Source organism: Mesorhizobium sp. M0960, from assembly GCF_040319055.1.
Classification (GTDB): Bacteria; Pseudomonadota; Alphaproteobacteria; order Rhizobiales; family Rhizobiaceae; genus Mesorhizobium.
Map to the genome: position 1 here is coordinate 238,036 of NZ_JAMYNN010000003.1, position 22,762 is coordinate 260,797.

General features: G+C 63.6%; 13 protein-coding genes. 7 read left to right on the forward strand and 6 right to left on the reverse strand.

Annotated elements, in window-relative coordinates:
• Nucleotides 1-55: 55 nt before the first annotated feature.
• Nucleotides 56-838: a hypothetical protein gene (locus NKH63_RS09480; protein ID WP_023717223.1), complete on the reverse strand. Its 783-nt coding sequence runs from the start codon at nt 836-838 to the stop codon at nt 56-58.
• A gap of 149 nt (nt 839-987) precedes the next feature.
• On the opposite strand from NKH63_RS09480, the gene NKH63_RS09485 reads away from it, so the two are divergent.
• The 6 genes from NKH63_RS09485 to NKH63_RS09510 are packed head-to-tail and all read left to right on the forward strand — an operon-like array spanning nt 988 to nt 6,941.
• Nucleotides 988-1,614: a DUF4129 domain-containing protein gene (locus tag NKH63_RS09485; protein WP_352481256.1), complete on the forward strand. Its 627-nt coding sequence runs from the start codon at nt 988-990 to the stop codon at nt 1,612-1,614.
• Nucleotides 1,611-2,810: a DUF4350 domain-containing protein gene (locus NKH63_RS09490; RefSeq protein WP_352481257.1), complete on the forward strand. Its 1,200-nt coding sequence runs from the start codon at nt 1,611-1,613 to the stop codon at nt 2,808-2,810. The genes NKH63_RS09485 and NKH63_RS09490 overlap by 4 nt, the downstream gene beginning before the upstream one ends.
• Nucleotides 2,797-3,753 carry an AAA family ATPase gene (locus tag NKH63_RS09495; protein ID WP_352481258.1) on the forward strand — a complete coding sequence of 319 codons (957 nt, stop codon included), beginning with the start codon at nt 2,797-2,799 and terminating at the stop codon, nt 3,751-3,753. Before NKH63_RS09490 ends, NKH63_RS09495 begins: the two co-directional genes overlap by 14 nt.
• A complete protein-coding gene (locus NKH63_RS09500; RefSeq protein WP_352789674.1) occupies nt 3,750-5,060 on the forward strand; it encodes a DUF58 domain-containing protein in 1,311 nt (436 codons plus the stop codon). Before NKH63_RS09495 ends, NKH63_RS09500 begins: the two co-directional genes overlap by 4 nt.
• On the forward strand, nt 5,057-6,088 hold the full coding sequence (locus tag NKH63_RS09505) for a stage II sporulation protein M (protein ID WP_352481260.1): 1,032 nt from the start codon (nt 5,057-5,059) through the stop codon (nt 6,086-6,088). The genes NKH63_RS09500 and NKH63_RS09505 overlap by 4 nt, the downstream gene beginning before the upstream one ends.
• Nucleotides 6,075-6,941 carry an RDD family protein gene (locus tag NKH63_RS09510; protein ID WP_352481261.1) on the forward strand — a complete coding sequence of 289 codons (867 nt, stop codon included), beginning with the start codon at nt 6,075-6,077 and terminating at the stop codon, nt 6,939-6,941. Before NKH63_RS09505 ends, NKH63_RS09510 begins: the two co-directional genes overlap by 14 nt.
• A 668-nt stretch (nt 6,942-7,609) precedes the next feature.
• On the opposite strand, the gene NKH63_RS09515 is transcribed toward NKH63_RS09510, so the two are convergent.
• The gene (locus NKH63_RS09515; protein WP_352481262.1) at nt 7,610-8,296 is read right to left on the reverse strand and encodes a D-lyxose/D-mannose family sugar isomerase; all 687 of its coding nucleotides are present in this window, start codon (nt 8,294-8,296) and stop codon (nt 7,610-7,612) included.
• Between the two features lie 145 nt (nt 8,297-8,441).
• On the opposite strand from NKH63_RS09515, the gene NKH63_RS09520 reads away from it, so the two are divergent.
• A complete protein-coding gene (locus NKH63_RS09520; RefSeq protein ID WP_023717214.1) occupies nt 8,442-9,500 on the forward strand; it encodes a D-TA family PLP-dependent enzyme in 1,059 nt (352 codons plus the stop codon).
• 189 nt (nt 9,501-9,689) lie between these two features.
• Here the strand turns inward: NKH63_RS09520 and NKH63_RS09525 are convergent, their stop codons facing one another.
• The 4 genes from NKH63_RS09525 to NKH63_RS09540 all read right to left on the reverse strand — a co-directional run bounded on the left by NKH63_RS09525 (nt 9,690) and on the right by NKH63_RS09540 (nt 22,682).
• Nucleotides 9,690-10,454, reverse strand: a complete 765-nt coding sequence (locus NKH63_RS09525) for a heme ABC transporter permease (protein WP_352481263.1) — start codon at nt 10,452-10,454, stop codon at nt 9,690-9,692.
• Between the two features lie 263 nt (nt 10,455-10,717).
• The gene (locus NKH63_RS09530; RefSeq protein ID WP_352481264.1) at nt 10,718-11,380 is read right to left on the reverse strand and encodes a glutathione S-transferase family protein; all 663 of its coding nucleotides are present in this window, start codon (nt 11,378-11,380) and stop codon (nt 10,718-10,720) included.
• Nucleotides 11,381-11,977: 597 nt separating this feature from the next.
• Nucleotides 11,978-13,747, reverse strand: coding sequence for a glucan ABC transporter ATP-binding protein/ permease (locus NKH63_RS09535; protein WP_023717211.1), 1,770 nt, complete (start codon nt 13,745-13,747; stop codon nt 11,978-11,980).
• Nucleotides 13,748-14,111: 364 nt separating this feature from the next.
• Nucleotides 14,112-22,682: a glycoside hydrolase family 94 protein gene (locus tag NKH63_RS09540; protein WP_352481265.1), complete on the reverse strand. Its 8,571-nt coding sequence runs from the start codon at nt 22,680-22,682 to the stop codon at nt 14,112-14,114.
• Nucleotides 22,683-22,762 lie beyond the last annotated feature (80 nt).

Here is a 22,762-nt window from a genome sequence, read left to right on the forward strand (position 1 = left end):
CTCGGCTGCTCGACCGCAACGCAAGATGCCAGCCGGTGAAAAGCCTCCACCGTCCTCAGGAGAAGATTTGCGACAGTTCTTCGACGCTGGTGCCTTCCTTGACCTGCCGCAGCTCGACATAGCTGACCGCCGTGGCGACCGACAGCACCATCGACAGCACGGTCGACACCAAGGCTGCCGCCACATCGGCAATGATCCCGCCAAACATGACGATGACTGCCAGCATCACCCACTGGATGACCATCGCGATGACCATCAGGATCAGGAAAAGGCCAAATAGCGGCCAGCGGTTGCCCTTGGTCAGGACACGGCTGCGCGACATCGAACCGAACACGCCAAGCCGCTCCTGGATCAGAACCGGCACCGCCACGCACCATCCGAGCCACAAGATGATGCCGGGAACCAGCAAAGCTATCGACGCCAGGCCCGCACCCAGGCCGACGAGCAGGCCAATACCAAGGGTCGGCAGCAAATTGCGGATGGCTATCTGAATGCAGTCGCCAAAGGTCGGCCGCTTGCCGTTCAAGTCCTCGATCGTTGCCCGCACCAGCGCCGACTGGAGCAGCAGCGCGAAAACGAAGGATAGCAATCCCGCAATAACCGTAATCCATGAATTCTGAAACATCATCGAGGGATCGGCCGCGGCGCCGGGGTCGCCCTGCAGAACCGCATCTAGTTGCGGTTGGCTCCACAGCCGAAGAATAATCGCCGGCAAGCCTGAAAACAGCAGCGCGAGCCCAAGGCATAAGCCGATGTTGCGGCCGATCACGGCGAAGCTGTTGTTGAACACTCTGCCGATCTCGAATTTCTCAGGCCGTTCCAGTGTCGTTGAAGCCATGATTCCCCCCGTGTTTCGCCGTAACAGTATCACGGCGCCCTAATAGCAATTCTGCCAAGATTAACCGTGGGCGTCCAGCCCACTTGCAATTCTTGTGCTGCATTGTCAGTGTCGGCTGGGAACTGCAGGTTGCAGGGGAGCGGGTGACGGTGGCACAGCCAGGCACAGCGGAAGCCGAATGGCTGACCAATCTGCACAAGCAGCTGATCGCCGATGAGTCGATCCAGTTCGACCTGCCGGCCTATGTGCCGCCCCAGCCGCCCGACTGGCTGAAGCCGCTGCTCGATCTTTTGTCATCGCTCGGTCCCTACATGATCTATCTGTTCTGGGGGGCGGTGATATCGGGCGCCGCAATCATCCTGCTTTTGGTCTTCTTCGAGGTGAAAGGCATCGCCTGGCACCTGCCGTGGCAGCGCGCGCGGCCCGAGGCCGAGGCCGAAGAGACCTGGCGTCCCGACGCGGGCGCCTCGCAGATCCTGCTGTCGGAAGCGGATGCGCTGGCCGCACGCGGCGACTATGACGAGGCGGTTCACTTGCTGCTTCGGCGCAGCGTCGCCGATATTGCCAGCCGGCTGCCGGACTTCCTGCGCCCGTCGCTCACCGCGCGCGACATCGCCAATGCTCCTTCCCTGCCGGGAAGGGCACGCCATGCGTTTACCGAGATCGCCCGCATTGTCGAGACGGCGCTGTTCGCGCGCCGGCCGGTCGGCGCGGAAGGCTGGCGGCAAGCACGCGGCGCCTATGAACGTTTCGCCTTCCGGGATGCCTGGACGTGAGCGCACCGGCGGTCGAGGCGCAGGAGCCGTTCAATCGAAAGACACTGTTTTGGGGGATTTTCGCCAGCCTGCTTGCGGCAGCCGGTTTCTTCCTGCTGTCCACCTATGCTCCCGATTTCCGGCAACCCGGCAATGGCGGCGCCACGCCGCTGTCGAAAAGCGGCGTCGGCTACGCCGGCCTGGCCGAATGGCTGAAGCTGACCGGCGAACCGCCCTTCATGGCGCGGACAGAGGACGATCTCGGCACCGACATGCTGCTGATCGTCACCATTTCGCCCGACAGCGATCCGGAGGCTCTCGACCACATCCTCAACCTTCGCCAGGACCAGAACACACTCTTCGTGCTGCCCAAATGGCAGATCCTGCCGCTGCAGGAGCACGAAGGCTGGAATATGAAATTCGGGCGATTGCCCGGTTCGGTGGTGAACGAATGGCTTGGCCGGATCGCCGATGCAAAGATCGGTGCTGGCCAGAGTACGCCAAAGCAACTCGACATCGAGGGCCAGCTCGTCAACACCCCGGACGAATTGCAGTGGGTAGCGGACGAACACCCGGTCATTGCAGCCGGCAAAGGCCAGGCCGTCCTGACGCAAGTGGAGAACAAGCCGTTCTATATCCTGACCGACCCCGACCTGATCAACAACGCCGCCCTCAAGGATCCCGACAAGGCGGCAGCCGCGCTCGGGCTGATCGCCTTGCTCCAGCCGGACGACGGGCCGGTGATGTTCGATCTGACGCTGCACGGCGCGGGGCGGAAGTATGATCTGGCCAAGCTTCTGGTCGAGCCGCCCTTCCTGGCGCTGACACTGACGATCCTGGTCGCTGCGGCGCTGGCGTTCCTGCATGGCCTCGGCCGATTCGGCCCGCCGCGTGCCGACCAGCGTGCAATTGCTTTCGGCAAGCGTGCGCTGGTCGATACGACGGCGATGCTCATGCGGCGTGCCGGCCGGCTGGACGAGCTGGGAAGCCGCTATGCGGCCTTGATGCGGGTGCGCGCCGGCGCGCTGCTCGGGGCACCGCAAGGGTTGCAAGGCACAGCGCTCGACCACTGGCTCGACTCTCGCGATAAGGAGCAAGCTGGCGGCTTCACGATGCGCTCGCAAGCCGCCGGCGAGGCCAAGAACTTGGCGCAGATGCAACAGGCAGCTGAGCGGCTGCACGACTGGACAGCAAGGAGGCTCGGTGAACGTCGATGATGTGAAGGCCCTGGCGACACGGATCAGGGAAGAAGTGGCCAAGGCGATTACCGGGCAGCACGATACGGTCGACCTGATGCTGACCGCCTTGTTTGCAGGCGGGCATATCCTGCTCGAAGGCCCTCCCGGCACGGCCAAGACAATGACCGCGCGCTGCTTCGCCCAAGCGCTTGGGGTCGCCTACGGGCGGATCCAGTTCACACCGGACCTGATGCCCGGCGACATCGTCGGGTCGAACATCTACAACTTCCAGACCGGGCAGTTCACGCTGACGCGCGGCCCGATCTTCTGCGATCTCCTGCTTGCCGACGAAATCAACCGCACGCCACCCAAGACGCAAGCCGCACTGCTCGAGGCGATGCAGGAACATGCGGTCACGTTCGACGGCACCACGCATTCGCTCGGCCGCAACTTCATGGTCGTCGCGACCCAGAATCCGATCGAGCACCAGGGCGTCTACCCCCTGCCCGAGGCGCAGCTCGACCGCTTCCTGTTCAAGCACCGCGTCAGCTATCCCGGCCCCGAGGAAGAACGAGCCATCATCGTCCATCACGGCGGCGGCTCCGCCTCGCACGACATCGCGCAATATGGCATCGAGGCGCAGACGGACCGCGAGACGCTGCAGGAGGCACTTGCAACCGTCGGCTCCGTCACCCTCGTCGACGATGTCATCGGCTATATAGCGGCGCTGGTTCGGGCTACGCGCGAAAATGCCGATCTGGAAGTGGGGGCCAGTCCACGCGCGGGCGCCATGCTGGCGCGGGCGGCTCGTGCCCGGGCGGCGCTGGACGGACGTGCCTATGTGATCCCCGACGACGTCAAGGCGCTGGCGATACCGGCGCTGCGCCACCGCGTCATCCTTTCGCCTGCCGCCCAGATCGATGGCCGCCTGGTCGAGCAGATCGTCTCCGACCTGGTCGACCAGACGGAAGCACCACGTTGATCTATCCCAGCGGCCGAGCGGTGTGGGCAGCAGCGGCCGGCGCGGTGCCGGCCTTCCTGGTCGCGCTGGCGCTGCCGTCATTCTGGTATCTGGGATTGCTGTGGAGTTGCCTGCTGCTTGCCTTCCTGGCGGTGGATGCCGCGGCCGGACGCGGACGGGCATCGCTGAATGCCAGCATCGATGCGCCGCAGCAGGTCGGTGTCGGCGGCGAGTTCAGCGTGCAAATTGCAGCCCGTCATTCGGGCCGGCCGCGCGCCGCGGAGGCTCGCGTCGGCCACGATGCGCGGCTGGCGCCGGTGGACGGCAGCGGTGGGACTTTGCGGCCGACGGCCGGAGGCGGGTCGCTCGACCTTCGCTTCCAGGCGCTGCGACGCGGCGTCGCCAGCTTCGACCGTCTCTGGGTGCGCTGGCGCGGGCCGTTCGGGCTGGTCTGGAACCAGGTGGTGCTGCCGGTGGAAAGCAAGGTTGCGGTGCTGCCCGACGTCAGCAGCGCCCGCGGCGAGGCGATCACCCTGCTGCAACATGCGGCGCTTGCCGAAGGCCATGCGCAGCGCCGCGCCGGTCAAGGCCGCGAGTTCGACGCGCTCAAGGATTACCAGCCGGGCATGGGCCGGCGGATGATCGACTGGAAGCGCAGCGCCCGCCACGGCAAGCTTTTGGCGCGCGAGTTCCGCATCGAGGAGAACAACAATGTCGTGCTGGCCATCGATAGCGGACGCCTGATGTGCGAGCCGGTCGACGGTGTGCCGAAGGTGGACCGGGCGGTGACGGCCGCCTTGCTGTCGGCATTCATCGCGCTGAAGGGCGGCGACATGGTCAGCCTGTTCGGCTTCGATGCAAGGCCGCGCGTTTCGAGCGGCGCCGTGCGCGGCTCCGCCAGCTTCGCGATGATCCAGAAACGGGCAGCCGAGATCGACTATTCCAGCGAGGAGACCAATTTCACCCTGGCGCTGACCACGCTTTCGGCACGGCTCGACCGCCGTTCGCTGGTCATCATCTTCACCGATTTCGTCGATCCGATCAGTGCCGAATTGATGCTGCGCACCGTGGGCCGGCTCACCGAACGGCATCTGGTGCTGTTCATGCTGATGAAGGATACCGAACTGGAGGGCCTGGCCGACATGCCGCCACGCTCCGGCGAGGACGTTGCCCGCGCGGTCGTTGCCGGAGGGCTCTTGCGCGAAAGGCAGGTCGTCATCGGCCGGCTGCGGCTGCTCGGGGCGCATGTCATCGAAGCCAACCACAACCGGCTGGGTCCCGCGCTGGTCGAGCGTTATCTGCAGTTCAAGCAGGAGGATCTGTTGTGACGGCGCCAGTACCCGGCAGTGCGGTACGTGGCGAGGCGGTACGCCAGTCGTTGGCCAGCTTTCGCCGCGAGCGCGAGGCCGACTGGAAAGCATTCGAGGCACTGCTGGCGCGTGTCGAGAAGCGTGCGCCGCGCACGCTTTCCGAAGAGGAGCTGCTGTCGCTGCCCCTACTCTATCGATCGGCGCTGTCTTCCCTTTCGGTGGCGCGGGCGACCTCGCTCGACAACGCGCTGGTCGCCTATCTCGAAGCGCTGTCGCTGCGCGGTTATTTCTATCTCTACGGCGCACGTCGCGGGCTGCGGCAGCGCCTCGCCGATTTCTTCCTGCACGACTGGCCCGAAGCCATTCGCGACCTGTGGCGCGAGACATTGGTTTCGGTCGCGCTGATGGTGATCGGCATTGGTGCAGGCGCCTGGCTGGTGGCATCCGACAAGAGCTGGTTCGACGCGATCATCCCGTCCAGCCTGGCAGGGGGCCGCGGTCCAGATGCCTCGGCCGAACTGCTGCGCAGCATGCTTTATGATGGCGACAATGGCTTTCTCTCAGGCTTTGCCGCCTATCTGTTCACGCACAACGTCCAGGTCGCGATCCTGGCCTTCGCCCTCGGCTTTGCCTTCGCCGTGCCGACGGTACTGCTGATGCTGTTCAACGGCTGCATGATCGGCGCGTTGTTCCAAGTCTATTGGTCCAAGGGGCTCGGCATGGAGCTCGGCGGCTGGCTGGCCATCCACGGCACCACCGAATTGTTCGCAATCGCTTTGGCCGGCGCGGCCGGCATGCGCATCGGCACCAGCATCGCTTTTCCCGGCGAATTGACACGCATGGCGGCAGCGGCTCGTGCCGGACGCATCGCCGCGAATGCTATGGTCGGGGTCTCGGTCATGCTGCTGTTTGCCGGGCTGCTCGAGGGCATTGGCAGGCAGACCATCACCAGCGACGTCACGCGCTACGCCATTGGCGGTGGCATGCTGGCGCTGTGGATCGGTTACTTCTACCTGTTCCGGATGGTGCGGCATGGCGATCGGTAGACGCGCCGCCTTTGCGGCTATACGGCCGCTGATCACGCCCGAGGGCGTCGATCTTCGGATAAAGCTGGCCGACGCCGGCACGCGGGCTGCCGCCTTCCTCCTCGACTTCGTGTTCATCGCGGTGGCTGCAATCGCGATCACGATCGTCGCACTGTTCGGGGTGGGAGGCCTTGGCAGCGAGGGGTTTCAGCCGCTCTTCGTCGTCTGGATCATCCTGATCTTCTTTCTGCGCAACGCCTACTTCATCGTCTTCGAAGCGGGCCGGCGCGCGGCTACGCCCGGCAAGCGGATCGTCGGCATCCGGGTCGCATCGCGCAGCGGAGACGGCCTGTCGATCGACCAGGTCATCGCCCGCAACCTGATGCGCGAGATCGAAGTGTTCCTGCCGCTGTCGATCATCGTCGGACGCAGCGGCACCGACCTTGCCGACACGCTGACGACGGTGTTCGGACTGGTGTGGACGCTGCTGTTTGCCTTGTTTCCGCTCTTCAATCGAGACCGCATGCGGATCGGCGACCTGTTGGCGGGGACCTGGGTGGTCGAGGCACCGAAGCGCGCCTTGCTGGAAGATCTGTCGGCCCGGCAGGATGCCGGCACTGGCGCGTTCCGATTCAGCCACGCCCAGCTCGACGCCTACGGAATTGCCGAACTCCACAAGCTGGAGGAAGTGCTGCGCCGCGACGACTATTTCGCGTTGCGGACGGTGGCCGAAACGATCGGACGCAAGATCGGTGCGGCGCCACAAGCCCATGACGCACGCGCGTTCCTGACGGCGTATTACGGAGAGCTGCGGGCGCATCTCGAACGCAAGCTGCTGCTGGGCAACCGCAGGGCCGACAAGCATCAGCGGTAGGTTCGCTTTCGCAGCCCTTCTATTGGAGAACTACGATGGCTTGGGTTTGGTACGATCGATTGGATACGTCGTTTCAGCCGGCGACTTTTGACTACGGTTCTCCAGTAACCCCCGTTGATGCGATGACCTCCGTACCAATCGAGGAATCTCGTGGTCGGCCGGTGCTTCGTGCCAGATCCAATTTAATCAATTTTGAAAGCCTTCACTGCCCACCAACTGGCAACCCTCCGGCTGTTGATGATACGTGGCAGGAAATAATTTTGAAATTCGTGCCCCAAGAGTTTGTTCAATTTTATCCAATAACCTTAGTGGCCCGCGACGGAACGACTAACAAGTTTTCTTGGGTTCTGCCACTCAGCCGGGTTCGCTGCATAGATCCAGAACGATCTGATGTTGCCAGCGCGGTGGAAGGAGGTAACGTCTTACATATAATTTCTTGTAATTTTTACGTACACTTTGAGCACTGCTTAGGCAGTATTCATCTGGCAAGAGATGAGCAGCAGTTAAATCATATAGTTTTGTCCGAAGAATTGAGAACTGCACTCGCCGTAACAGGCGAGTCCTCAATGTTTTTTCGACCAGGCGACGTTCCCACGTTGATTAGGCGGAGGGTCCATTGACTAAAGATAGCGCAAACTTTGCCAACCGGCCAGACCGCCCGTCGCTTCTCACCCCACCCAGTTCTCATAATCAGACACCAACAGGTGCAGCGGCGCTGTGTCCTCGTCAATGTCCGCGAAGCGGCCGATTGGTTCGCGAAAGACATTGTCGGTGAGATCGTCGTTGACCGTCGAAACCTCGCCGATCAGCACGTCCTTGCCTTCGGCCCAGAAGGCGTGCCAGACGCCCGGCAGCAGCGTCACGCTCTGGCCTGGGTCGAGCTTCAGCAGCCCACCCGCAGGCAGCCTGTGGATGGTTCCGTCGACAGGCACCGTTACTTCGGCCTTCGGGTCGATGCCGCCATCGCGGTCATGCATGAACAGCTCCAGCACCAGCTTGCCGCCGCCACGGTTGATGATGTCTTCGGCCTTGATGTTGTGGCGATGCATCGGCGACAGCTGGTCCTTGCGCGAGATCATGATCTTCTCGGCATAGAGCATGCCCATGCCCTTCTTCATGTCTTCGTAGCGGCCGTTGCGGACGGTGAACAGGAACAGGCCGAGCTCGTCGAACTTCTCCTGGCCATAATCGGTGATGTCCCAGCCGAGCCGGGAGGAGAAGATCGCCGACGAATCCTGCCGGCGCGCCTTCATCTCTTCGGGGCTCCAGTAGGCGAAGGGCGGCATGATGTAGCCGAACGAGCGGATGAAGGCGTCGGCGTCGCGGATGATGTCGTTGATGGCGGAGCGTTTCATGATCGTGGTTCCTTCCCGTCGCTTTGCGAGCGCTAACGCAATAGCCGAACGTCAATTCGGTGTCGATGCAAACTGCTGTCGCTGGCCCCATGACATGCGGTCCGATCAGGGCCATAAGGTCAACCAATTTTCCGATGGTGAGACCATGCGCAGCATAGACGACCTCGATACGCCGGCGATCCTGATCGATGCCGGCCGCGCCGAAGCCAACATCGCGCGGGCGCAGGCCCATGCCGACCGGCACGGGCTGAAACTCCGGCCGCACATCAAGACCCACAAGCTGCCCTACTGGGCAAAAAAGCAGATCGCGGCCGGCGCCGTCGGCATCACTTGCCAGAAGATCGGCGAGGCCGAAATCATGGCCGACGCCGGCCTGACCGACATCTTTCTGCCCTACAATATCCTCGGGCGGGCGAAGCTGGAGCGCCTCAAGGCGCTGCACGGCCGCGTAACACTGTCGGTGACAACGGACAGCATGGACACGCTGATGGGACTTGCCGCCACCTTTACCGATCCCGGCCACCGCCTGCCGGTGCTGGTCGAATGCGACACCGGCATGGGCCGCTGCGGTGTGCAGTCGGCCGGCGAGGCAGTCGCGCTGGCGAGCGAGATCGACAAGGTCCGGGGGCTCGTCTTCGGCGGCTTGATGACCTACCCGGGGGCGGGCCGCGCCGCAGAGACCGAGGCGTGGCTCGCCGATGCGCAGCAAGCACTTGCCGCATCCGGCCTTGCCTGCGAGCGTATCTCCAGCGGCGGCACGCCCGACATGTGGCGCTCGGGCGAGCATTCCGTCGTTACCGAATACCGGCCTGGCACCTACATCTATCTCGACCGCTACCAAGTCGCCAAAGGCGTCGGCAGCCTCGACGATTGCGCGCTGACGGTGCTGTCGACGGTGGTCAGCCGTCCAACGCCGACACGCGCCATCCTCGACGCCGGCAGCAAGGCGCTGTCCAGCGACACGCTGGGGCTCGCCGATTTCGGCGAGCTGCTGGGCATTTCAGGCGCAAGGGTGACCAGCCTCAGCGAAGAGCACGGCAATGTCACGCTTTCGGGCGGCGCCGAGCTTGGCATCGGCGAGCGCGTGCGCGTCGTGCCCGACCATTGCTGCGTCGTCACCAATCTGTTCGACGAGGTGCATCTGATTGAAGGCGAGAAAGTGATCGAGACGCTGCCGGTCAAGGCGCGCGGGCGTATGGGGTGAACCAGCCCGGAGCGCGTGCGGAGGCTTTAATGTATAGAGTTTTCCGGACGCCGGAGGGACAGCACCCCCTCTGTCCTGCCGGACATCTCCCCCGCAAGGGGGGAGATTGGCAGCTCCGCCGCCCGCACCCACTTTGGGGGAGATGTCCGGCAGGACAGAGGGGGGTGGGAAGAAACTCGACGGATAAGATCAGCCGGGTTGCCGTTCAGCTTGCCTTGCCGCGACCCGGCGCATCGAAATGACGCGGCGGCGGCGGATCTCGGTGCGCATCGCCATCAGATGCAGCGCGAAGAACAGCACGGTGAAGCCGAGCGCCATCACCAACAACGGCCACAACAGGCTTGGATCGATGGTCGGCCCGCCAAGCCGGAACACCGAAGCCGGCTGGTGCAGCGTGTTCCACCAGTCGACCGAAAACTTGATGATCGGGATGTTGATGAAGCCGACCAGGGTGATGATTGCCGCAGCCCAGGCGGCACGCCCGGCATCGTCGAGCGCGCGCGTCAGCGCGATAATGCCGAGATACATCAGGAACAGGATGAAGACCGAGGTCAGCCGCGCGTCCCACACCCACCAGGTGCCCCACATCGGCTTGCCCCAGATTGAACCGGTGATCAGCGCAAGGGCGGTGAAGACGGCACCAATGGGCGCCGCCGATTTCAGCGCCAGGTCGGCCAGCGGATGGCGCCAGACCAGCGTGCCCAGCGCCGAGATCGCCATCAGCGTGTAGCACATCATGGCAAGCCAGGCGAAAGGCACGTGGATATACATGATGCGCACGGTGATGCCTTGCTGGAAATCCTCAGGCGCCGTGAAGCTCATATAGAGACCGACAGCGAGGATGATGGCGGCCACGCTCGCCAACCACGGCACGACCTTGTCGACCAGCCCGACGAACTGCGTCGGGTTGGCAAGGTCCATCCAGCCGGAGAGGCGTGAAGTCGTGTCGCTCATGCGGCTTTACATAGACCGCCGGCGGAGTTGCGGCAACCACGGAGCCGGCGGTCTCTCCTTCTCTCCTTTGTGGGAGAAGGTGGATCGGCGCGTGGCTCCGAGCCGGATGACGGCTCATGTCGAGCCTGAATCAGAACTCATCGCAATATGAAAGCCGCCAGTCGGTAAACAACCCAATCGGGGCGTTTGATCGCGCCGAAGTCGACGCCAAAAGCGGTCAAGCTGGAAGCGTCGAGCATTGGTCAAACGCTCGGCGGCAGACTTCAAACCTGCTGTCGGCAGTTGGTTGATGGGGCGTTGATCGCAAATTGCGCGGCGAAAGCCCGGATATAGGCGGGCCGTGCTTCCCCGCGCGCTACATAGGCAGCCAAGTTTTGATATTCGTCCAAAATGCCTGACATTCTTAGTCGCAGCAGCACTGATACCATCAATAGGTCGCCCGCGCTGAACGCATCATCGAGCCAGTCGGCGACGCCCAAGTGAGCCGAGAGTTTGTCCAGCCGAGCGCGAACACGGTCCTTTACCAACGGCAAGCGCTCCTCGCTCCAAGGCTTGTCACCTTCGAATATTCTTGCCGTCGTTAATTCCAGGATCGGCGGCTCGACGGTGTTTAGTGCGGCAAACATCCACGTGATCGCGCGTGCGCGGGCATCGCGATCCTTCGGCAGCAGGCCCGCATGCTGCTCGGCAAGATGAAAGACGATCGAGCCGGTCTCGAACAGCGAGAGAGAACCTTCCTCATAGGTGGGGATCTGGCCGAAAGGATGGATTGCCAGATGGTCAGGCGCCTTCATCCCTGCGAAGGAAACAAGACGAACCTCATAAGGCTGACCCACTTCTTCGAGCGCCCAGCGAACGCGCGTATCGCGCGCCAGTCCCTTGCCGCCATCGGGTGATCGTTCAAATGCTGTGATAGTGATTGTCATCGTATCCGTTTCTTTGCTTGGGCAAATTTCTTCGGCTTCCTATCGTGAGACGAATGAGCCTCCCCGAAATCGACATCGGTCTTGACCTATTTCATTGCAGGGCGCCGCTTCCGATCAGAGGTCGTGATAGCGCGATGGGCCAATTCGGCGAGGCTGCGCGTAGGGGCTGCCTTGTTCCATCGACCGCTTTTGCGAGCTTGCGCCCTGAACGCAGACCGAGGCCCTTCCGGTCAATCCCGATTTACGGGTTCACATCCTGATCTGCAGTGCGCTTACATCTCCATTTTTGGATGAAGATTTTGCGCCAAGCTGGAGTTGCGGGATCTGAACGCCGTCTGCGACACAATTATCGCCTAGGTCCGCGATGAGAGCTTGCAGCCGTGGCGGTGACGCGGTCTCCCCTTCTCCCCTGTGGGAGAAGGGTGGATTGGCGCGCAGCGCCGAGACGGATGAGGGATGCTGGACGGAGTAAGGCGCTACTCGGTGCGCCGCAGTCTGGATTTTGGATGAAGGTGTGCGCCGAGCTGGAGCGCACCTCATCCGTCGCCTACGGTGACACCTTCTCCCACAACAAGGGGAGAAGGTGAACCGTGCCACTCAGGCGGCTTCGTTCACCGGATGGCTGAGGCGGCGAACCTCCTCGTCGTTGAGCAGGCCGCCAGCACGCAGCAGGCTGGCGAAGCGGCCGTTGCGCAGCGACAGTTCGGTGAACCCGCCCATCTCGACCACCCGGCCCTTGTCCATGAACACGACCAGATCGGCATCGCGAACGGTGGTCAGGCGGTGGGCGATGATGAAGGTGGTGCGGCCGCGCCGCAATTCGTCGATGGCGTCCTTGACCCGGTCTTCCGTCTCGACGTCGAGCGCGCTGGTCGCCTCGTCGAGAACCAGGATGGGCGCGTCCTTCAGCACGGCGCGGGCAATCGCGATGCGCTGGCGCTCGCCACCGGACAGCTGTCCGCCGCGTTCGCCGACGACCGTGTCGTAGCCTTCGCTCTTCGACAGGATGAAATCCTGCGCGGCGGCGGCGTTGGCAGCGGCATGGACCTCGTCATAGGTCGCCTCCGCACGGCCGACGCGGATGTTGTCCTCGATCGAGCGGTTGAGCAGGCCGGCATCCTGGAACACGGTGGCGATCGAATGGCGCAGCGACTTGCGGGTCACCGTGCGGGTGTCGATGCCATCGATCAGGATACGGCCGCCGGACGGCGTGAAGACGCGCTGCAGGAGGTTGATGAGCGTCGTCTTGCCGGCGCCCGTCGGGCCGACGATGGCGACGGTCTGGCCGGCCTGGACCTCGAACGACGCGTCGTCGACGCCCTGCCCGGAATTGCCGAACTCGAAGCAGACATTCTCGAAACGCACATGACCCGTGACGTTGACGAGGTCGCGCAGCCCGTCGGGCTCGGCGGCATCGGAAGCGGAGTCCTCGAGATGATAGAATTCCTCGAGCTTGGCGCGTGCCTCGGAAATCTGGTTGGCGAAAGCCGACATCTGGTCGAGCCGGGCAATCAGCAGCGTGGCAAAGCCGGTAAAGGCGATGACGTCGCCGATGCGCAACTGGCCGTGCGTCACCAGATAGGCGCCAATCAAGAGCACCACCATCATCGAAATCGTCGACGACAGCCGGTGCAGCGCGTTGGCCATCGCCCACCAGTCGAGCACCGGGTTCTGCGCGTCGAGCAGGTTCTTGACGTAGCGCTTGAGCGCCTCGGTCTCGTGGCCGATGCGGTTGTAGCTCTGCAGGACAGCGACGTTGCTGACCGAGTCGGTCACATGCGCAAACACCTTGTGGTAATGCCGCTCGACGGCCGCCTGGCCTTCCTTGGTGCGCCGCATCACCAGCCGTCCGATGCCAACATAGAGCGCGCCAAGCGCCAGCAGCACCATCGACATGCGGATATCCATGCTGAGCGCCGTGGGCACCAGCAGAACCAGCGCGACCGCGGTCGACAGATGCTGCCGCATGAATTCGAGCCAGAGGCTGAACAGGGTCTCGACCGCGCGCAGGAGCGTGTGCAGGGAATTGGAGGTGCCGCGCTGATGATGCCAGGCTAGCGGCATGGTGATAACGCGCTCGAACGACTGGCAAAGAACCTCGCTGCGCCGCTGGTGGGCAAAGCGGTCGGCGCCGCGCGCCACCAGCACGAAGGCGATGATGTTGAACGCGCCGAGGCCGGCCCACATCGCCAGCGTCGAGAATACCGAGCCGCGGTCCGAAATGGCATCGATCACCCGGCCGAACATGATCGGCTCGAGAATGGCGATAATGGCAAGCGCGACATTCGCCCCGCAGATAAACGCAACGCGTTTCCTGTCGGCAGCGAGATAACCAAGGGCTCGCCAGTAGATTTGCAGAAGTGACACTTCAGCTACTCCGCCAATTATTTATGGTGCAGTGCGTCATTTTTTGACTCGTATCGGTTGACGCGTCGCAAAACAATGCTCGTCTACCTCTTCCGTTCCCATTCCGCGAACAAAAGATGACGACGCTTCGAAATTTGCCGTGATCGTCTAACAGTTTGAGATAAAAGGTGAAATGTCAGCGTTGCGGCAAAATCATGGCAGCTGGAAAGCACTGCCACAATTTTAATCAGCAAGACCCCGGGCACGACGTCTAAAGTCGTGTGCAGGCATTCAGCAAGGTCAAACGCAAATATAACCGGTAGAGGCACTTGGAGTGCCCGTGCGTTCCCTGGGGAAGCGCAAGGGACGCTCCAAGCCCTTGAATCTAGGCCGGTATTCTGACGATCACCTCGGCGTTGTCTCCGGCTTTTGGCTCGAAGGACGAAGATTTGGTCTTCGTGCCATTCACTTCAAGTGAGATGGCCCGAGCCTTTTTGTCGCGGACGACGCGTACCTTGATCTCGGCGCCCAGCATCTTCAGGGTCGCCGAATAACCGTCCCAATGGCTGGGAAGTCTCGGCGTGAATTGAATGCGCTGTCCGCGACGCTCGATGCCGAGAATGCTCTCGACCGCCGCGCGATAAAGCCAGCCCGCCGAACCGGTATACCAGGTCCAGCCGCCGCGGCCGCCCTTGTCCTGCCCGGAATAAACGTCGGCCGCGACGACGTAGGGTTCCACCCGGTAGCGCTCTGCCGCGGCTTCATCGAGTGCATGGTTGACCGGATTGAGCATCGAAAGGCAACGGTAGGCATCGTCGGTGCGACCCATCTCGGCGAGCGCAATGACGAACCATGTCGCCGCGTGCGTGTATTGGCCGCCGTTTTCACGGACCCCCGACGGATAGCTCTTGATGTAGCCCGGGTCCTTTTCCGTCCTCGAGAACGGCGGGGTGAACAGCTTGACGATCTTGAGCTCGTCGTCGACGAGCGTTTTCAGCGCCTGCCCCATTGCCGTCGTCGACCGCGCCGGGTCGCCCTCGCCCGAAAGCACGCTCCAGGACTGGGCGATCGAGTCGATCTTGCACTCGTCCGATTTGCGCGAGCCGAGCGGCGTGCCGTCGTCGAAGCTGCCGCGCCGATACCACTCGCCATCCCAGGCGGTGCTTTCCAGCGCCCGCTTCAGCATCTCGGCGTGCTTTGTCCAGGCCTGCGCGCGCTTGGCATCGCTCTGCGCCTTGGCGACAGCGGCAAAGTCGCCCAGCGTCTTCAGCAGGAACCAGCCCAGCCACACGCTCTCGCCCTTGCCGTGCTCGCCGACGCGGTTCATGCCGTCGTTCCAGTCGCCGCCGAGGATCAGCGGCAGCCCGGCTGGGCTGCTGCGCTTGACGGCAAGATCGAGCGCCCGCGCGCAATGGTCATAGAGCGAGGCTGTCTTCTTCGAGATTTCCGGGATGAAGAAAGCATCGTGCTCGCCTTCGCCCAGCGCCTGCCCCTCGATGAAGGGCAATTGCTCCTTCAGGATCGCGGTATCGCCCGTCACCAGCAGGTAGCGCGCCGTGGCGTGGGCCAGCCAGACCACGTCGTCCGAGATCATGGTGCGAACGCCTGCCTCTGTGCGCGGCAGCCACCAATGCTGCACGTCGCCTTCGGGAAATTGCCGCCGCGCCGCATTGAGGATCTGATCACGCGCCAGCTTGGGGTCATGCGCCAGCAAGGCCAAGGTGTCCTGCAGTTGATCGCGGAAGCCGAAGGCACCGCTTGCCTGATAGAACGCAGAGCGGGCACGGATGCGGCAGGCCAGGCTCTGATAGGGCAGCCAGTGATTGACCATGGCGTCGAGTGCCTTGTCCGGCGTCTCGACCTGGATGGTGTCGAGAAAGCCGCGCCACGTGCGCTCATTGTCGGCCAGCCGCTGATCGAAATCCCTGGAGCGATGGGTCTGCACCAGCGCGCTGGCCTCCTCGGGCGAGGCCGCGTCGCCGAGCAGCCAGAGCAGCGTGACGTCGCCACCGGCAGCGATGTCGATGTCGCGTGCGATGGCCGCGCAGGGATCGTCGCCGGCCTCGACACGGCCCGACAGGCCGGCGCCGCTCAGCACGGCATGCGGAAGCTCGCTGGTGCCCAGCCTGCCGATGAATTCGCCGCGGTCGGCGGTGACGGAATGCACCGCACCGTCGGCGGCCAGAAAGGCGATCCGTTCGCCAAAATCGAGCCCATAGGGATTTTGCGCCAGCAGAGCGCCGGTCGCGGCATCCCGGGACGGAACGATGCTTGCCGCGGTGCGCGAACGATGGCCGCCAAGAACCCATTCAGCATAGGCGTAGACGCGTAGCCGCATCGGCGCCGAACCCGAATTCTGGATGCGCAGCCGCGATATCTTCACCGGATCGACGGGATCGACGACATGGGTCAGGTCCATCGACAGCGGCCCGCGTTTTGAACGGAACGTCGAAAAACCCTGCCCGTGCCAGGTTTCGTAAGTCATTGTCGGGTCACGCACCACGGCAGCCAGCGGCGAGAACGCTTTGCCACTGGCATGATCGTAGACATAGATGCCCTCGCCCGGCCGGTTGGTGACCGGATCGTTCGACCACGGCGTCAACTGATAGTCGCGGCTGTTGCGGCTCCAGGTGAAGGCAGCGCCTTCAGCCGATATGTGGAACCCGAACGATGGGTTGGAGATGACGTTGATCCACGGTTGCGGCGTCGTGCGCCGGCCGGCAAGACGCACGACGTAGTGGCGTCCGCCGCCGTCGAAGCCGCCGAAACCGTTCCATTGGTCGAGCCCGCTGCCGTCGACGCGGGCCTCGACCAGTGCCTGGGCGGCAAACGCTTGCGCCGTCGGCACCGGCAAGGACGGCTCGCGAAGCGCTGCAAGGTCTGCCGGCTGGAGGGCGGCGTCTCGCGCCTGCAGTGCCGCGGCCTCGGCGCGCTCGATCTGGTCGAAGATGGTGCCGTTACGCGTATGCAGCACCACCCGGGCGACGGCGAGCAAAGTCCTGTAGGTCGTTTCCTCCATCAGATCGCGGCGCACCGCGAAGATGTGCTGGCGGGGTCCAAGCTCCTTGCCGCGCAACCGGCTGTTTTCGCACAGCGTCTCGACCGCGCGCTGCAAGTCCTGCACGTATGACGAAGCCTGCTCGTTGACGACGACAAAATCGATCATCATGCCGCGGGCGCGCATGTATTCCTGGAAGCGAAGCGCCTGGGCGACGATCTCCAGATCGGCGACATCGGCGATCCTGACCAGGAAAATGGGAAAATCGCCGGATATGCTGGTCGGCCACAGGCTGGACTGCCTGCCGAGCCCGGAGGCGATGGATTCGCCGGGCAGGCGCAGGAACGGATCGGGATAGATCAGGTAGCGCGCCAGCTTCTGCACATTGGCGGCGTCGGACAGGCTGAGGCCGAGGTGACGGGTCTGCACCTGCGAGCGCGTCCAGGCGAGCATCGCCTGGCGGGAGAAGCTTTCGGGATGGTCGAGCCGTGCGATAGCGGCATCCAATTCGGTGCGATCGGCGCCGACGACGGTCCAGAACGTCAGCGAAATCTTCTTGTTGGCCGGCACGCGCACCTGCCGGCGAAGCGAGGCGATCGGATCCAGGGTGAAGCCGGAATGGCCGCCAAGCTTGGCGCCGGGATCAAAGGCAGCCGCGTCCGTGATGGTGCGGCCGCGGCCGATGAAGGTGCGCCTGTCGGTTTCCGCCTCGGCATCACGCGCCGATCCAGACGGATCGGTGACGAAATGCACCATGGTGACATCGGGCTCGTCCTTTTCGCGCTTGCGCCTGGTGGCGAAGATCGCGCCGTTGTTCGGCGCGATCTCGGTTTCCACGAACATCTTCGAAAAGGCCGGATGCGCATTGTCCGAGGGCTCGGAGCCCAGCACCAGTTCGGCATACGAAGTCACTTCGATGTGCCGGTCGGCGGCGCCGTCATTGTAGAGCGTTACCCGCCGGCCCTCGCCATTGCCTTCCGAGATGACGATGCACTCGACCTCCGAACGCAGCGACCCAATCGATTTGACGAAGCTCGCCTTGTCGTCGGAAAACAGCGTCTGCACACGCTCGTCGGCGGCGCGCTTCGGCTCGGCGGTGGCCGACCACCAGTCGCCATTGCTGGCGTCGCGCAGGAAAATGTAGGAACCAAGGCGGTCCTCGGTCGGATCCGGCTGCCAGCGCGTGACGGCAAGTTCGCCCCAGCGGCTGTAGCCCGAGCCAGTGGCGGTAGCCATGACCGAGTAGCGGCCGTTGGACATGACACTGGTCGAGCGCAGCGCCCTGAGCGGATCGAGCACGATGCGCGTATCCGGGCTCTCGAGCTCGGTCTCGTCCTTGGAGCGCTCGTCGGCCTCGGTCCTGACGGTCGCCGTCGGGATGTCGCGCGGCGCCCTTTCCTGCAAGAGCAATTCGGCCGACTCGATCACCGGATCGCTGTGGAAGCGGTCGCGCAGGCGCCCTTCGAAGATCGCATCGGCAACGGCGGCGATCGACATGCCCGAGTGGTGGGCCATGTAGTTCAGCACGACCGCGTGGTCGGTACCCTCGGGGACGCGTTGCGGCGTGAAATCCACCGCGTCGTAAAAGCCATGCCGGCCCAGTGCGCCCAGCCGCCTCAGCCTGGCCAAGTTCTGCACGGATTCATGCGGCGTGAACTGCGCTGCCAGCACGGTCGCGTAGGGCGCGATCACCGTGTTTTGGCCAAGGCCGCGCTTCAGCCCGAGCCCGGGCACACCGAAATTGGTGTACTGATAGGTCAGTTCGCGGTCGCGGGCGTTGTAGGCCGCTTCCGAAATCCCCCAGGGAACGTTCTTCGACCGGCCATACTGGATCTGGCGCGTGATGATGAGCTTGCTGGTCTGGTTGAGAATGCTGCCTTGCGGCTCCTTCATCACCAGCGGCGGCATCAGATACTCGAACATCGAGCCGGACCAGGACATCAGCGCGCCCTGGAAGCCGATCTCGACGATCGGCCGGCCGAGCCGGAACCAGTGCTCGGTCGGCAAATCGCCCTTGGCGATGGCGAACAGGCTGGTCAGCCGCGCTTCGGAGGCCAAAAGGTCGTAGCAGCTTTCGTCGAGCTGATGCTCTTCGACCCGGTAACCGATCGACAAGAGCTTGCGTTCGGGCCGCATCAGGAACGAGAAATCCATCTCGAAGGCGAAACGGCGCGTGCGCTCGCGCAAGGTCAGAAGCTTAGCCCGCAATGCCGCGACGGCGTTTTCGTCGCTGTGCGCGTCGTGGACATGCGCCTCGCAGGTGGCTTCGAGCCTGGCCGCCCAATCGGCGATGGTGTCGCTCTGGGTCGATGCGGCCTCGGTGTGGATGGCTGTCGCGAGCTTGCGTATCTCGCCGGCCAGGACGGCCAGGTTGATAGTGCGGATCGACGCCATCTCCGGCTGCGCCTTGATCAATTCCACCGCCCGCCGCATGCCGTCGAGACGGTCGGCGAGCCGCTGGCGCAAGGGCCGCAATTGGCGGCGGTCGTCGGGCAACTCCTCAAGGCTTTCGTCGAGGATGGTGACGGTGTCGAGGATGCCTTCGAAGTCGCCCTGCACATGCACCGACGGCGCTTCCGCCCATTCGGCGCAGGCAGCGGCCACGGCCACCAGATGGCCGGCGAGATTGCCGCTGTCGACGGCAGAAATGTACAGCGGATAGAGCGGCTTCAACGTCGTGGTGTCGTACCAGTTGAAGAGATGGCCGCGATCGCGCGGCATGCTCTCGATGGTCGACATGGTCGCGTCGATGCGGTTGACGGCGTCGGAGAGGCTGATCCAGCCGAAATCGCGTGCCGAAATCACGGACAGCAGGTAGACGCCGATATTGGTCGGCGAGGTGCGGGGCGCCACCACGGGGGCCGGGCTTTCCTGGAAATTGTCCGGCGGCAGATGGTGATGCTCGGCCGTCACGAAGGTCTCGAAATAGTGCCACGTTCGCCGCGCCACGGTGCGCAGCGCGTGGATATCGGCGGCCGATATGCGCAGGCGATCCTCGGTTTCGGCCGAACGGCTGATCCAGCAGGCGATGGCGGGCGAGCCGATCCAGAACAAGGCAAAGAAGAAGGCGACGAAGGCGCCGGTGGAATCGGCCAGCACCGGCACAGCGAGGCCGACGACGCCGATGATCACCGCGCCGTACATGATGCTGTAATAGGAGCCGAGATCGTTGTCGCCGCCCTTGTGTGCCTGCGAGGCGGTGCGCCATTCGAGCAGGTTCTGGCGGCTGACGAACAGGCGGTAGAGCGTGCGGATGATCGCGTCGCCCATCATCCAGGCAAGATGCGCCATCAGCACGATCTTCAGCGCCACCAGGGCGGTACCGAAGGCAACGTCGCGCGCCAGTGCCGAGAAATGGCCGCGCGGCGTCTGGTCGCCGCTCTTCGGCAGGATGGCGTTGACGATGTCGAAAGTCGGCGCCATGAACAGCGTGAGGATCAGCAGCGCCTGCCATTGCGCCGCCTGCGTGAAGGGCAGCAGCGTCCAGCCGGCGATCGCGGCCATCACCCAGAAGATCGGCGTCACCGAGCGGCGCAGATTGTCCACCATCTTCCAACGCGACAGCGCCGGCACGTTTGAGCGCGGGCCGAGGATGAAGCCCAGAAGCTGCCAGTCGCCGCGTGCCCAGCGATGGTGGCGCGATGCGTCGACCGAATAGCGGGTCGGATAGTCCTCGACCAGTTCGACGTCAGTGACCAAGGCCGATCGCGCCAGCGCGCCTTCGAGCAGATCGTGGCTGAGGATGGTGTTTTCCTCGATACGGCCCTTCAGCGCCGCCTCGAAGGCATCGACATGGTAGAGACCCTTGCCGGTGAAGGAACCGTCGCCGAAGATGTCCTGGTAGAGGTCCGACACGGCAAAGACGTACGGATCGAGCCCGCGATTGGCGGAAAAGACACGCTGGAAGAACGACGCCTCGTCGCCGCTGGTCAGCGACGCGGTGATGCGCGGCTGCAGGATGGAATAGCCGGCCGTGACCTCGCGCCGGGCCGCGTCGAAATGCGGACGGTTGAGCGGGTGGCAAAGCTTGCCGGCCAGCGCAGCGACGGCGTCGCGGGTTGTGCGGGTGTCGGCGTCCAGCGTCATGACGTGGACGACGCTCTCCGGCAAGGGCACTTCCAACGGCAGGAAGGTGGTGTCGCTGTCGCCGCGCAGCAAGAGGTTCAATTCGTGCAGCTTGCCGCGCTTGCGCTCCCAGCCCATCCAGACGCCTTGCGAGGCGTTGTAGAGCCGGCGCCGATGCAGCAGATAAAAGCGCGGCGCGCCATCCGAGGGATAGCGGGCGTTCAGTCGGGCGATTTCGGCGCGGGCGAATTCGAGGATTTCGACATCCGCCGTATCGATCTCGGTCTTCGAGTCCGGCCAGTCGGAAAGCAGCGCGAAATGGATCTCGCCCGCCGTGTTGGCGAGGTGATGCACTTCGATGTTGCGGATGTTCTCCTCAACGTCGTCGCGCGAGCCGATCAGCGACGGCACCACCACCAGCGTCCGTGCCTCGGGCGGTACACCATGCCTGAAATCATAGCCGATGAGACGCGTCGGCTTCAAAAACAGCGAGACGACGGTGTTGAAGAATGCGAGCGCGCCTTCGCTGGCCGGCACCGCGAACAGGGCCAGCATCAGGACGATCGACGGCACTGACAGGCCGAGATTGGCGAGCGCATTGCCGGAGACGACCAGAAGCAGGACCGTCAGCGCAAACACCGGCACGACGATGCCCAGCCATCCGGTCTTGCGGAACGTCCGGTTGATCGTCTTGCCGATGGTAGGCCGGTAGCCGATCGACCGCTCCAGTTCCATCCGGCGCGGACCGACCAGAAAGAAGCCGACGTCGGTGTGAGCGATCGGACCGGTTTCGGAGCCCGGCGCATCGGCAGCATGGCCGGCGAGTTCAATCGCCCGTTCGGCAACGCGAAATTCGGAAAGATCGGAACGGCGTGCCAGCTCCTCGATCGCAGTCCGGTATTGGTCGCGCGAAAAGAAATCGAGCGCCGCGAAATCGGTGCGCTCGCGCAGCAAAGTGTCGATGCGGCTGACGCCCTCGAACCACACCGTCCAGTCGATGTCATTGATGAGGCGCAGGCCGCGGATGATGTTGCCGGTGGTCACATTGCCGCTGGACAGCGTGCGGTGCTCGCTGAGGATGATTTCCTCGGCGTCGGAGCCCGTCCTTTCCAGCTCGCCCTCCAGCCATTCCAGCGCCCTGCCGGCATTTTGCGAGCCGTCGCGCAGCCGGTAGAGCAACTGGGTTGCGAAGGTGGTGTCCTGCGCATGGGCGCTGTAGCCGGAAAGTATCGTCTGCCGGTCGGCGCTGTCGTCCGTCGCCAGCACACGGTCGGCGACCTCGTTGGCGATCTGGCGCAACTCCCGCGTGCGATTGACGCGCACCGCGATCCGGCGAAGATTCTCGATCAGGACAAAGCGCAGCAGCGACGGCAGCGCCCATAGTTCGCCGATCTTCAGCGGCTCGACGGACTGGAAGCCTTCGACGATCGCCTTGAACATGGCCGACGAGACGGAACTGTCGGAATGCGCGACATAGGTCCATGCGACCGCCAACGCGCGCGGCACGCTGGATCCGTCGGACAGTTTCAGCGTCGGCAACTGGCGATAGAAGCGGCGCGGCAGGTCGCGCTTGACCTGGAAAATGGTCTCCTCGACCAGGTAGTTGTTGTCGAGCAGCCACTGTGCCGCGGGCGTGATCGTTTCGCCCCTCGCCTGGGCAGCGTTGGTGGAACGGTAGACATCGAGAATCTTCCTGGCGCTGTCGCGGATGCGCGCCTGAAAATCGAAAGGCGTCAGCCCGAACAAATCCTTGGCATCGCCATTGGCAAGGGCTGCGCCCAACGCGCGCAGCCGATCTTCCGTCAGGAAATGGGAGCGTATCGGCTCGTCGGTGACAGCCGGGAAGCTGGCGCTCGTCTTTTCGATCTGTGCGAGATTGGTCTGGATATTCATCTAAGGTTCCGTGTTGGGGACGCAGTGCGGCGTCACCGCCACGGCAATGTCCCTAAAACCGGTCCAAATGCAATTGGTTG